Raw genomic sequence first — 13,788 nt, 5'->3', positions numbered from 1 at the left:
CGAGTGGTTCACGGTTGGACACCGGGCGCCGCGATCACACGTTCTTCTGGCAGGCCTCGTACGCGTCGTGATACTCGGGCGTACCCGGGTTCACCTCGGATTTCGGCCCCAGGGCGAAGCCGCCGTACTCGTCCGGGTCGGGGAATTGCGGTACGCCGTGCGCGCGCATGCAGGCGGTGAACGCGGCCGGATCCGCGCTCGCCGTGACCGGCGCCGGAGATGAATTACCGGATTCATTCGACGGCCCCGGCGCGGCGGGTGTCGCCGTACTGCATCCACTCGTCAGAAACAGCGCGCACAAAACGGCTACGCGAATTCTTGAAAACACCATCGCTCCAACAATCTGGGTGGGGTTCAGCGAGCACGCGGCTGCCCGGCACACGGCCGGGGGAACCGCGCACCGGGCAGATCTCCGGGTGAGGTCAGGCGGTGCGCAGCGCCTCCGTGGGCTGCATCCGCGCCGCGCGCAGGGCGGGGAGGAGGCCCGCGACCGCGCCGATGACGATCGCCGCGCCCAGGCCACCACCCCAGGCGAGCGGCGGGATCACCGCGGCCCAGCCCTTGACCTGGGTGTAGACGACGGTGGCCATCGCACCGGCCGCCACCCCGACCACGCCGCCGAGCGCCGCGAGCAGCACCGCCTCGGAGAGGAACTGGGTGCGGATGTTCCCCCGGGTGGCGCCGAGCGAGCGCCGCAGCCCGATCTCGGACCGGCGTTCCAGCACCGAGATCACCATGGTGTTGGCCACCCCGATGCCGCCGACCAGCAGTGCGACCGCACCGAGCCCGAGGAAGAGCCCGCTGAGCGCGTTCTGCGCCGCGGCCCGGGCGACCAGGGCCGCGGCCGGGCGGGTCACGATGACCTCGTTCGCGGCGGCCGGGTTGGCCGTGGCGGCCAGCACCCCGGCGACCTGGTTGACCCGCTCGGTGTTGGCGCGTACGTAGACCATCGTCGGGTGACCGTCGAAGTTCAGGTACTTCTCGGCCGCCGGGTAGCCGACCAGGACCGCGCTGTCGATCTCCGGTGACAGGGCGGAGGCGTTGAGGATGCCCGCGAGGTAGAACCAGCGGCCGCCGACCCAGATCCGCGCGTCCGGCACGATCGAGAAGATGCCCAGGCGCCGCGCCGCGGCCGCGCCCAGCACCGCGACCGGCTCATTGGCCGTCGCCGCGTTCAGGTACCCGCCCTTCGCCACGCTGGTCCGCAGCACGGTCGGCAGATCGAGGGTGGCCGCCTTCACCGTGATCGCGTTGGTGTTGATCTCCGGGATGTACGGGCTCCGGTACGCGTTCGCGTCGACCGCCCCGGTGCTCTCCACCATCTCCACCGGACCGATCCGCGCGATCATGGCGGGAGCGTCGTACGGCAGCTTCGCGTCCTGACCCTCCATCGTCTGGCCCGGGGTGACGGTCAGCAGGTTGGTGCCCAGCTTGTCGATCTCGGCGAGCAGACCGGCCTGCGACGAGGCGGAGAGCCCGAGCACGGCGACCATCGCGGCCACCCCGATCGCGATGCCGAGCGCCGACAGGGCCGCCCGCATCCGCCGGGTCCGCAGGCCGACGCTGGCGATCCTGGCCAGGTCCGCGAGGTAGAGCCGGCCGGCCGACGTCCCGCTCATGACAGTTGCCTCTCGACGATCAGCGGCTGCTCGGACGAGTGGACGTCGGCGACGATGTGCCCGTCCAGCACCTCGATCCGGCGGGGCAGCCGGGCCGCCAGCTCCCGGTCGTGGGTGATCACCACGATGGTCGAGCCGTCCGCGTTCAGATCGGTGAGCAGCTTGTAGATCGCGGCGCCGGAGACGCTGTCCAGGTTGCCGGTGGGCTCGTCGGCCAGCACGATCGCCGGGTTGCCGACCAGCGCCCGGGCGATCGCGACCCGCTGCCGCTCCCCGCCGGAGAGCTGCGGCGGCCGGTGGTCGACCCGGTGGGCCAGGCCGACCCGGGTCAGCGCGGTGCGGGCCGCCACCATCCGGGCCGCGTGCCGCACACCCGCGTAGAGCAGGCCGTCGGCGACGTTCTCCAGCGCCGTCATGTGCGCGGAGAGGAAGAACTGCTGGAAGACGAAGCCGATCCGGGTGGCGCGCAGCCCGGCCAGGGCCCGGTCGGACATCGTCGCCACGTCGTCGCCGACCACCCGCACCCGGCCCGAGGTCGGGCGGTCCAGCGTGCCCATCACCTGCAGCAGGGTGGACTTCCCGGAACCCGACGGGCCGACGATCGCCACCAGGTCGCCCCGGTTGATGGTGAAGCTCGCCCTCTCCAGGGCCACCACGGGCGACTCGCCCCCGTACACCTTGGTCACCTCCTCCAGCTGGAGGACCGGTTCCCGCGTCTCCTGCTCGTCCACGGGGGTCATGACGTCGGCACCACCACGTTCTGGCCCTCGGCGAGGCCGTCACCGCTGACCTGCACCTTGCCCGCGCTGTCGTCGAAGAGACCGGTCGTCACCCCGACCAGCCGGTGCGCGCCGGCGGCGTCCACCACCTCGACCGCGTACCCGCCGCCCGCCAGGGCCAGCAGCGCGTTGGCCGGCACCGAGAGCGCGTCCTTCACGGTGTCCGAGACGATCGACACCTGGACCGGCGCCTGGTCGAGCGTGCCGGTCTCCTTCGGCTTGGTCGGCCGGATCAGCACCGTGACGGTCGTGCTGTCGTCGCTCTTGGTGGCGACCTTGCCGACCGAGGCCACCTTGCCCGGCGTGGTCTTACCGGTCGGCAGGGTGATCTCGGTGGCGTCACCGGCGGCCACGTCGGACTGCTGGCTCGCGTTCAGCGACACGGTCACCTCGCGGTCCGTGGAGGACGCCTCGAAGAGCGTCGAGCCGTTGGGCGCGGTGGCGCCGAGCGTGCCGTTCACCTTGGTGATCCGGATCTGCCGGGTGGGCAGGAAGATCACCTGGCCGATCGGGAGCTGCCCGGTCTTGGAGAGGCCGGCCGCGTCCTGCAACCGGCGTACGGCGTAGTAGGTCTGCCGCCCGAAGTAGTCGGACTCCGGGTCGATCTGGCTCTTGGTCGCGTACTTCAGGGCGACCAGCGCCGCGTTGAGCTGCTGGACGTCGGCGCCCTCCATCCCCCAGGACAGGGCGCGGTAGGCCGGCACGTACGCCCCGTACAGGTAGACGACCGCCTTGCCGTCGACCTTGTAGAGCGTCTTCCCCGCCTTGACGACGTCGCCGACCGCGGGCATCTTCGTCAGCCGCCCGCTCACGTTGTTCAGCACGTCGTAGTCGCCGGAGTAGCCGAGTGTGCCGTTCTCCAGCGTACGGGCACTCAGATCACCCTTGGTCACCGTGGCCAGCCCGGTGGTCACCGGGGCGGACGCGGTCGCGGCGGCCTCGGTCCGGTAGTGCAGGGGGTCGACCACCACGAACGTGACCCCGGCCGCGGCGACCACGGCGAGCACCGCCACCGCGGTCAGGCCCCGGCGGGCCCGGCCGGCCGAGTGCCGGCCGGGGCTGTCGCCGCCGGCGCCGACCCCCGCCTCCGGCCGGGTGTCCGTCGTGCTCACGATCCGGCGCCCGCGGTCGTCGGATCCTGCGGCAGGCTCTGTGCCTTGTACTGGGCGCAGGCCTTCTCCGCGTTCTTGAACACGTCGGACTGCGGGTCGATGCCGCTGTCCTGCAGGAACACGAAGCCGCCGCTCGAGTCCGGGTCCGGGAACTTGGGCAGGCCGTTCTCCCGCATGCAGGCGGCGTACTTGAGCTTCTGCTCCGACGTCCAGGTCTGCTGGTCCGCCCCGCCGTTCTGCACGTTGGGCTCACCGCCGGGCATGAACTCCTTGCACTTCGCCTCGGCCGCCTTGAACTGGTCGGACTCGGGGTCGATGCCCTCCGGGAGGCCGAGTCCGCCGCCGGCCTGCGGGTCTGGGAAGTCGGGGAAGCCGTTCTCCCGCATGCACTTGGCGTACGCCAGGATGTCACCGGCCTGGCTGGACGCGGGCTGCGCGGACGAGGCCGTCGACGGCAGCGACGCGACCTCGCTCGACGGGTCCTCCTTCTCGCCACCGCAGCCGGCGGCCAGGGTCACGGCGAGCGTGACCAGCGCGAGCACCCCGAACCGGCCGACGCCCCGCCGGACGGCTCCCCCGCTGACCACGCGGCGTGTCATGTTATGCATTTCGTCCTCCAGAAGACGTCGGCCAAGACATGGGGACTTTCTACTCCCGGCCCGGTTTCCCGAAGGTTTCCTCGGTGCACGGCCGTCCCCGATCCGGCGACACGGAAAAGCCCCGGCATGTCACGGTGGACACGCCGGGGCCGGATCCGGTATCAGGCCGAGGGCTCGGGCGCGCCGCCCGGGAGATATCGACGGCACTTCTCCTGCGCGGCGGTGAAAGCGGCCGATTTCACGTCGATGCCGATGAACATTCCCTGCTTGTCGGGGTCCGGGAAATCGGGTAGCCCGTTCTTGCGCATGCAGGCCACGTACGCGGTGGTGTCGGGGCCGTTCGCGGTGCCGGGCGCCGGTCCCTGCTGGGCCGGCGCGCCACTCGGGCGCAGCGAGGCGCAGGCGGCCTCGGCCGCCTTGTACGTGTCGCTCTCGATGTCGATGCCCTGGTCAGGACGGAAGGCGAGAACTCCGTTCGCATCCGGATCGGGGAAGTCGGGCACCCCGTGGTCCCGGATGCACTGCGCGAACGCGACGGTGCGGGCCCGCGCCGGGTCGCTCGCCGCGGCGGCCGGGCCGGCCGTGGCGCCGCCCCCGCCGGAGCCGCCGGCCAGGGCGCCGAGGGCGACGCCGCCACCGACCAGAAGAGCCGCCACCAGCACACCGAGAACGATGATCCAGGGACTGATCCGCTGCGGTTCCACGCGAACCGTGGAATCAGTTTCCGTCTTGTCGTCCATGGCCCTCCCCATTCGAAATCCAGAATATGGAAAAAATGTCAGACCCCCGGTTCCGCCGGGTGCTCTCCCGAGATCAGCCGCGCAATCCGGGCCGCATTCGCGGGACGCATCATCTCGTCGTGCCCGGAATCGATGCGGACCGCGACCACCTCGCCTTTCACGTACGGCGCCCAGGTGAGCGCCGGGTCGGCCGGGGTGGGCGCCCCGGGGCGGCCCTGATCGGCGACCACCAGCAGCAGATCGCCCTGGACCACGCCGGGCGTGAATCCCTCGATCAGGCGGACGCTGTTCGCGTTCACCTTCTCGATCTCGGCGAGGATCCGCGGCCGCTCCGGGTCGTCCGGCGCGTCGCCGGCGACCGGCTCCGGTTCCGGCCGGCCGGGGTACGCGTCGAGGACGGTGAGCGATCCGACCTCGCCGCCGCCGGCCTGGGCCAGGGCCGCGATCGCGTGCGCCACCAGTCCCCCGAAGGACCAGCCGACCAGGTGGACCGGGCCGTCCGGCTGGACCTCCCGGATCCGCGCGTAGTAGTCGGCGGCGATCTCCTCGACGCTGTCCGGCAGGTCCTCGCCGGCGGCGTACCCGCGGGCCTGCAGTCCGTAGACCGGACGGCCCGGCGGAAGCTGCCGGGCCAGTGTGGCGTAGGTCCAGCTCAGGCCGGAGCTGGGCGGCAGGCAGAAGAGCGGCGCGCCGTCACCACCTGCCCGCAGGGTCAGCAGCAGCTCGGCGCCCGCGTCGTGATCGCCGGCGATCGACGCGGCGACCGCCGCCGGGGTCGGCGCGGTGAACAGGGTGCGGATGCCGACCTCGGCGCCGAGCGTCTCCCGGATCCGGGCGATCAGCCGCATGGCGAGCAGCGAGTCGCCGCCGAGATCGAAGAAGGACGCGTCGGCGGGCACCCCGGTGACGCCGAGGACCTCACCGAACAGGCCGCAGAGCGCCTCCTCGGCGGGCGTCTCCGGGTCGCGTCCGGCCACCCGGCTCTGCTCCAGGCCGGGCAGCGCGGCCCGGTCCAGCTTGCCGTTCGGTGTGGTCGGCAGGGCCTCCAGCGGGACCAGGGTCGGGATCATGTACTCCGGCATCCGGGCCCGCGCCCGGGTACGCAGCCCGTCCGGGTCGATCTCCCGCCCGGGCGCCGGCACCAGGTAGGCGACCAGACGACGGTCGCCCGGCCGGTCCTCGCGGATCACCACCGCGACCTGGGCCAGCCGCTCGTCATCGGCGAGGACCGCCTCGATCTCACCGAGCTCCACCCGGAAGCCACGGATCTTCACCTGGTCGTCGGAGCGGCCGACGAAGACCAGGTCGCCCTCCCCGGTCCAGCGCACCAGGTCGCCGGTGCGGTACATCCGTCCCGGTGTGAACGGGCCGGCCACGAAGCGCGCCGCGGTGAGCCCGGGACGCCCGAGATAGCCGCGGGCGAGTCCGGGACCGGTCAGGTACAGCTCGCCGGTGACACCGGGCGGCACCGGTCGCAGGAAGTCGTCGAGCACGAACGCACGGGTGTTGGCGATGCCCCGGCCGATCGGGACCGGACCGTCCGCACCGGGCCGTAACGGCCGGCTCATGGTCGCGCAGACCGTCGTCTCGGTCGGCCCGTACGCGTTGACCAGCCGCCGGTCCGCCCAGCGCGCGGCGAGCGCCGGCGGGCAGGCCTCCCCCGCCACCACCAGATCGGTGACGCAGGGCGGAAGGTCGTCGACGGTCGCCAGCACGGAGGGCGGGACGGTCACCCGGGTGACCGCGTACTCGGCGCAGACCTCGCTCAGCGAGCCCTCCGGCGGCAGCCGGTCCGCGGTGGCGGAGACCAGCGCGGCGCCGGAGAGAACCGCCATGATCATCTCCCAGAAGGAGGCGTCGAAGCTGGGCGAGGCGAGCTGGAGCACCCGGTCGCCGGGCCCGGGGGCGAGGCGCTCCGCCTGTGCCGCCGCCAGGTTGCCGATGCCCCGGTGGGTGACCACGACGCCCTTCGGCACACCGGTCGACCCGGACGTGTAGATCACGTACGCCGGGGCGTCCAGGGCGGACGGCACGCCGGGCAGCGCCGTCGTGCGGGCCGCCACCGAGGCCACCGTGGCCGGGTCGTCCCAGACCAGCCGGACCAGCCGGTCCGGCACCGGTCCGGCGGTCCCCTCCGCGCAGATCACCAGGGCGGGCGCGGCGTCGTTGAGCATGAACGCGATCCGCTCGGCCGGGTACTCCGGGTCGACCGGCACGAATCCGGCGCCGGCCTTGCTCACCCCGAGCAGCACCGGGACCGTCGCGGGCGAACGCGGCAGCAGCACCGCGACCAGGTCACCGGGGCGTACCCCGCGGGCGGCCAGCTCGGCGGCCACCCGGTCCGATGCGCCGTCCAGCGCGGCGTAGCTCGTCCGGACGCCGTCACCGATCACCGCGTCGGCCTCCGGCGTACGGCGTACCTGCGCGGCGAACAGCTCGGGCAGTGTGGCGGCCGGAACCGGGAGCGCGGTGTCGTTCCACCCGGTGAGCACCCGGGACCGGTCCTCGGAGGTCATCAGGTCGAGGTCGCTCAGCCGCACCGCCGGGTCGGCCGCCACCTGGTCGAGGACCCGGGCGAGCCGGGCGGCGAGGGCCGCCGCGGTGGCCTCGTCGAACAGGTCGGTGGCGTACAGCAGGGAGCCGCCGAGGCCGGCCGGGTCACCCTCCGGGTCCCGCTGCTCGACCAGGTCGACGGCGAGGTCGACCCGGGCCGCCATCGTGCCCCGGGTGCCGTCGAACGGGCGGACCCGCAGGCCGGGCAGGTCCCAGAGCCGCCCGGGCGTACGCCCGCCGCCCACGCTCTGCACGGCCAGGGAGACCTGGAAGAGCGGGTTGCGGCCCAGTGACCGCTCCGGGTTGAGCTCCTCCACCAGTCGCTCGAAGGGCAGGTCACCGTTCTGGTACGCGGCCAGGTCACCGGTGCGGACCCGGGACAGCACCTCCTCGAAGGTGGGCACGCCGCTCACGTCGGTCCGCAGCACCAGGGTGTTGACGAAGAAGCCGACCAGGCCGTCGAGGGCGGCGTCGCCACGCCCGGCGATCGCGGTGCCGATCGGCACGTCGGCGCCGGACCCGGACCGGGCCAGCAGCATGGCCAGGGCCGCCTGCGCGACCATGAACATCGTCGCCCGGCCCCGCTGGGCGATCCGCGCCAGCCGGGCGTGGGTGTGCGCGCCCACCCGGACCGGCACCGACGCGCCCCGGAACGACGCGACCTCGGGGCGGGGCCGGTCGGCCGGCAGCGGCAGCTCGCCGGGCAGCCCGGCGAGGGTCTTCCGCCAGTACGCCGACTGCGCGCTGAGCAGGCTGTCCGGGTCGTCGAGGTCGCCCAGCACACGGCGCTGCCAGAGCGCGTAGTCGGCGTACTGCACCGGCAGCGGCGCCCAGTCCGGCGCCTCACCGCGGCAGCGGGCCGTGTACGCGGCGCCCAGATCCCGGGCCAGCAGCCCCATCGAGGCGCCGTCCACGGTGATGTGATGCGCGACGATCAGGAGGACGTGCTCCCGCTCGCCGAGGCGCAGCAGCCGAACCCGCCACGGCAGGTCGCTGCTCAGGTCGAAGCCGCGCCGGACCTCCTCGGCGACCTCGGACGCCAGCCGGTCCTCGGCGCTGTCGGCGACGGTGAGCGACGGCTGCCCGGCCACGCCGTCCAGCACCCGCTGCCGGGGCACCCCGGCCACCTCCGCGAGGACGGTGCGCAGGCTCTCATGCCGGCCGGCCACGTCGCGCAGGGCCGCTTCCAGGGCGGCCACGTCGAGCTCGCCGGACATCCGCAGCGCCATCGGCATCGTGTAGGCCGCGCCCACCCCGGCGCCTTCGAGGCGGTTGAGGAACCACATCCGCTGCTGGGCGTAGGAGAGCGGCAGCACCTCGGGCCGGGGGTCCGCCCGGGTCAGCGGCGGCCGGGCACCGGCGCCGTCGGCCCGCTCCCGGTCGATCCGGGCGGCGAGCGTCGCGACGTCGGCGTCGGCGAAGACGTCGCGCGCCTCGATCTGCACGTCGAGCAGGGCACGGATCCGGCTGATCAGCCGCATCGCGAGCAGCGAGTGGCCGCCGAGGTCGAAGAAGGAGGCGTCGGCGTCGACCCGGTCCAGGCCGAGGATCTCGCCGAACAGGTCGCAGAGGATCTGCTCGGTGGGGGTGGCCGGGGCCCGGCCGGTGTCGATGCCGGCGACGCCGGGGGCGGGCAGGGCGGCCCGGTCCAGCTTGCCGTTGACGGTCACCGGCAGCGCGTCCAGCACCACCACCGAGGAGGGGACCAGATGCTCGGGCAACCGGTCGGCCAGGTAGCCGCGCAGCTCGGCGGCGGGAAGAGTGGCGCCGGAGGCCGGGACGGCATAGGCCACCAGGCGCGGGTCGCCGGGCGTGTCCTCGCGGACGACGACGGCCGCCGTGGCCACCCCTTCGAGGCCGGTCAGGACGTTCTCGATCTCGCCGGGCTCGATCCGGAACCCACGCACCTTCACCTGATCATCCGCACGACCCGCGAAATACAGATCCCCCGCCGCGTCCCACCAGACCACATCACCAGTCCGATACATCCGCCCACCACCGAACGGACACGCCACGAACCGCTGCGCTGTCAGACCCGGACGATCCAGATAACCCTGCGCCACATTCGGACCCGACACATACAACTCACCACGCACACCCACCGGCACCGGACGCAGGAACTCGTCCAACACGAACACTCGCGCGTTCGCCACCGGACGACCGATCGGCGCCCCACCAGCCGACAACGGATCGCTCATCGCCGCGCACACCGTCGTCTCCGTCGGACCATAAGCATTGACCAATCGACGACCCGACCAACGCTCCACCAGGGCAGGAGGACACACCTCACCCGCCACGACCAGCGTCCGCACCGACTCCGGCAGATCGGACACCGTCGCCAGCAATGACGGCGGCACCGTCACATGCGAGACCTCATAACGAGCCAGCACCTCCGACAGACCACCACGCGGCGGCAACTCACCCGGATCAGCAACCACCAAAGCGGCACCCGACACCAAAGCCATCAACAACTCAGACACCGCGGCATCGAAACTCGGCGACGCCAACTGCAACACCCGCGCCTTCGAATCCACAGCGAACCGATCGATCTGCGCCGCCGCCAAATTCGCCAACCCCCGATGCGGCACCACCACACCCTTCGGACGACCCGTCGAACCCGACGTATAAATCACATACGCAGGCAGATCCAAAACAGTCACCGGCGGCACCTCGCCGACCGGAAGGTCATCCCAGCCCTCCACGGTGATCACCAGACGAGGAACCACATCCGCCAACAGAAAATCGATCCGCTCCTGGGGATACGCCACGTCGATCGGAACGAACGCCGCACCCGCCTTGGAGACCCCCAACCAGAACGCGAACAACTCCAGCGAACGCGGCACCATCACCGCCACCCGATCACCCGGCCGCACACCACGCCGCACCAACTCCGCAGCGATCCGCGACGAACGATCATCCAACTCCGCGAACGTCCACGAACGATCAGCACCCACCAGCGCCACCGACCCCGGGAAACGCGCCACCGAACGCGCCAACAACTCCGGCAACGTGCCCCACTCCACCGGACACGCCGTGGCGTTCCGGGACACCACCAGGTCGTCGCGCTCGGCGTCGGTCAGGACCGAGAGCGAGCCGATCGGGGCCTTCGGGGCCGCGACCATCGTGGCCAGGACGTGCAGCAGGCGGTCGACCAGTGCCTGGGCGCCGGCCTCGTCGAAGAGGTCCGGCCGGTAGTTGAGCCGCAGGCTGAGGCCTCCGGCCGGGCCGACGACCAGGCCGAGCGGATAGTTGGCCGACTCCCGGCCCGCGGACTCGGTGAAGCGCAGGCCACCGGGACCACGAGGAGTCCCGTCGCCCTTGGCCGGGCCGTCGCCTTTCGCCGGGCCGTCGCCCTTTCCCATGGCGGAACCGAAGTTCTCGAAGACCAGCAGGCTGTCGAAGCCCGCGCCCGGCCCGGCCGCCTGCTGGACGTCGCTGAGGCTGACGTACTGGTGGTCGAGGAGCGCGGACTGTTCGGCCTGGACCTCGGCGAGCAGCCCGGCGACCGACTGGGCAGGGTCGAGGCGGACGTGCACCGGCAGGGTGTTGATGAAGAGCCCGAGCATGGTCTCCATGCCCGGCAGGTCGGCCGGTCGGCCGGCCACGGTGGCGCCGAACACCACGTCCCGGCGGCCGGTCAGCTGGCCGATCAGGAACGCCCAGGCCACCTGGGTGACCGTGTTCAGGGTGACGCCCTGCTCCAGGGCCAGCTCGCGCAGGGCCGTGTCCAGCTCCGGGGCGGCCCGTCCCGGAACGGCCACGGTGAGCGTGGCCGGGGCCGCCCGGTCGACCGGGGCGACCAGGGTGGGCCCCTCGATCCCGGCCAGCGCCCGCCGCCAGGCCTCCCGGGCCGCGTCCCGGTCCTGCGCGGCGAGCCAGCCGAGGTAGTCCCGGTACTGCCCGGCCGGCGGCAGGCCCGCGGCGCTGCCACCCGCCTCGTACGTCATCCACAACTCGCGCATCAGGATCGGCAGCGACCAGCCGTCGAGCAGGATGTGGTGCAGCGTGACCATCATCCGGTAGCGGTCCGCGCCGACCTTGACCAGCAGCACCTTGAGCAGCGGCGGAACGGCCACGTCGAACCGGCGGGCGCGCTCCTCGACACCGATCTCCTCGGAGCGCTGCCACGCCTCGTCGGCCGGCAGGTGGGATACGTCCTCCATCCGCCACGGCAGCACGGCACGGCGCACGATGAGCTGCACCGGATCGCCGCTGGGCCGGCGGCGGAAACCGGCCCGCAGGCACTCGTGCCGGTCGATCATCGACTGCCAGGCGGCCCGCAGCGCGACCGCGTCGACGTCGCCCTCCAGTCCGGTGATCATCTGCGACACATAGACGTCGGTGCCCTGTTCCTCGTAGACCGAGTGGAACAGCATGCCCTCCTGCAACGGTGACAGCGGCCAGACCCCGACCAGCGCCGAATCGCTCATCTCATGCCCCTTCTTCGATCTGCTTCGCTGCCGCCTCGAACTCGTCCAGTTCGTCCTGGCCGATCTCCACCAGCGGGAAGTCGGACGGGGTGTGTCCGCCGGCGCCCGCCTCCGTGGCGTGGCCGGCCAGACCGGACAGCATCGCCGCCCAGCCCTCGATCAGGTCGCGGACGTCCCGCTCGGCCAGCAGGTCCGGCAGCCAGGTCATGATCAGCGACAGCTCCGGCCCGTCCGCCTGGTCGTGCACGACACCCATCACCTCGAGCGCGTGCAGGGCCGGGATGTCCTCGTTGGCGCCGCCCCCACCGCCCTCGGCGGCGGCCTGCCAGTCCCGGGAGCGATCCGCGCCCGCCGCCGGCTCACCCACCGGACGGCCCGGGAGCCGGCCGAGGTAGTTGAAACCGACCTGCGCGGGGGGCCGGGCCGCGAGCGCGGTGGCCGTCTCCGGGTTGAGGTAGCGCAGCATGCCGTGACCGAGCCCGTCGCCCGGCACCGCGCGCAGCTGCTCCTTGACCCGTTTCACGGCCCGGCCGGCGCCCACTCCCCCGGCCCGCAGCGCCGGCAGGTCGGCCGGCGCGACCTCGATCCGCACCGGATGACCGGCGGTGAACCAGCCGACCGTGCGTGACAGGTCGGTACGGTCGTCGAGCGGCTCCCGGCCGTGCCCCTCCAGGTCCACGAGCAGCCCGGCACCCTCCTGACCGCGGCGCCGGCGCCACTCCGCGACCGCGCCGGCCAGACCCGTCAGCAGCACGTCCTCGATGCCCGCGTGGAAGGCGGTGGGCACCGTCGTGAGCAGCGCTTCCGTGGTCAGGGACGGCACCTTGAGGGAGAGCTGCCGCATCGCGCCGCCGACGTCGCGCGCCGGGTCGAGCGGCCGGGTGGTGAGTGGCGGATCGGTCTCCGGGAGCAGGCGCAGCCAGTCCGGCAGCTCGGCCGCCCGCCGGGGCTCGACCGCCTGCGCGGCCAGCGACCGCGCCCAGTGCCGGTACGAGGTCGGCACCGGTTGCAGCGCCACCTCGCGCCCCGCGGCGAGCGCCGTGTACGCCTCGGCCAGGTCGGGCACCAGGATCCGCCAGGAGACGCCGTCCACCACCAGGTGGTTGATCACCAGCAGCAGCCGTCCGGGCGCGTCCGGCCCGGCGTCGAACCACACCGCCCGCACCAGCGCCCCGGCCCGCGGGTCGAGCCGGCTCACCGCCGCCCGGGACTCGTCGCCGATCAGACTCCGCAGGGCGTCGCCGGTGATCCCGGCCGTGTCCACGCGGTGCATCCAGGCGGCGGCGTCGACCGTGGCGGGCACCTCCAGGCACCAGCCGCTCTCGTCGCCCCGGACGAGACGCCCGCGCAGCACGTCGTGGTGGTCGGCGAGCGCCTGCAACGCCGCTACCAGGGTCTCCGGGCGCACTCCGGCCGGGGTGACCAGCAGGTTGGACTGGCTGGCCCGGGCCAGCCGTTCCGGGCCGGCCCGGTCGAGAAGCTCGTGCATGACCGGGGTGAGCGGCACCTCGCCGACACCGGAGTCACCCCCGCCGACGACGACGCCCTCGACGATCTCGGCGGCGACGGCCGCGATGGCGGCCGGGGTCTGGTGTTCGAAGACCTGCCGGGCGGTGATCGCCAGGCCGGCCTTGCGAGCGTGGGAGACCAGCAGCATCGACATGATCGAGTCGCCGCCGAGCGCGAAGAACGAACCGTCGGCGGGGACGTCATCCCTGCCCAGGACCTCGGCGAACAGCTCGCACAACAGCTGTTCCCGCGGGGTCTGTGCCGCCCGGCCACTGTCGCCGTCGAGGTCGGGATCCGGCAGGGCCGCCCGGTCGAGCTTGCCGTTGACGGTCAGGGGCAGCGCGTCGAGGGTGACGATCGCGGGGATCATGTAGTCGGGCAGGTTCGCCGCCGCGTGCTCCCGCAGGCCCTCGGTTCCGCCGACGACGTAGGCGACCAGGCGGTCGT

The 13,788-nt window shown here is 72.8% G+C and carries 8 protein-coding genes; all 8 read right to left on the bottom strand.

All coding sequences use genetic code 11. The annotated features are described in order from the left end of the window. Positions 1-34: 34 nt before the first annotated feature. The gene (locus tag AB0M08_RS29925; RefSeq protein ID WP_364500285.1) at positions 35-169 is read right to left on the bottom strand and encodes a hypothetical protein; all 135 of its coding nucleotides are present in this window, start codon (positions 167-169) and stop codon (positions 35-37) included. A 253-nt stretch (positions 170-422) separates the two neighbouring features. Then, positions 423-1,619 (bottom strand): ABC transporter permease, encoded by a 1,197-nt coding sequence (locus AB0M08_RS29920; protein ID WP_364500283.1) that lies wholly within the window; start codon positions 1,617-1,619, stop codon positions 423-425. Then, entirely contained in the window at positions 1,616-2,359 is a 744-nt protein-coding gene (locus AB0M08_RS29915) for an ABC transporter ATP-binding protein (RefSeq protein ID WP_364500281.1), read from the bottom strand. The genes AB0M08_RS29920 and AB0M08_RS29915 overlap by 4 nt, the downstream gene beginning before the upstream one ends. After that, positions 2,356-3,510, bottom strand: a complete 1,155-nt coding sequence (locus tag AB0M08_RS29910) for a peptidoglycan-binding protein (protein ID WP_364500279.1) — start codon at positions 3,508-3,510, stop codon at positions 2,356-2,358. Before AB0M08_RS29910 ends, AB0M08_RS29915 begins: the two co-directional genes overlap by 4 nt. Next, positions 3,507-4,109, bottom strand: a complete 603-nt coding sequence (locus AB0M08_RS29905; RefSeq protein WP_364500277.1) for a hypothetical protein — start codon at positions 4,107-4,109, stop codon at positions 3,507-3,509. The genes AB0M08_RS29910 and AB0M08_RS29905 overlap by 4 nt, the downstream gene beginning before the upstream one ends. 161 nt (positions 4,110-4,270) lie before the next feature. Beyond that, positions 4,271-4,849 (bottom strand): hypothetical protein, encoded by a 579-nt coding sequence (locus AB0M08_RS29900; protein WP_364500276.1) that lies wholly within the window; start codon positions 4,847-4,849, stop codon positions 4,271-4,273. Between the two features lie 38 nt (positions 4,850-4,887). Next, positions 4,888-11,832: an amino acid adenylation domain-containing protein gene (locus tag AB0M08_RS29895; protein ID WP_364500274.1), complete on the bottom strand. Its 6,945-nt coding sequence runs from the start codon at positions 11,830-11,832 to the stop codon at positions 4,888-4,890. Position 11,833: 1 nt separating this feature from the next. Next, a partial coding sequence (locus AB0M08_RS29890) for a condensation domain-containing protein (protein ID WP_364500271.1) occupies positions 11,834-13,788 on the bottom strand: 1,955 nt, incomplete at its 5' end.

Source organism: Actinoplanes sp. NPDC051851, assembly GCF_040681165.1.
In the GTDB taxonomy this organism is placed as follows: domain Bacteria; phylum Actinomycetota; class Actinomycetes; order Mycobacteriales; family Micromonosporaceae; genus Actinoplanes.
This window is presented reverse-complemented; position numbering and strand designations above follow the sequence as displayed.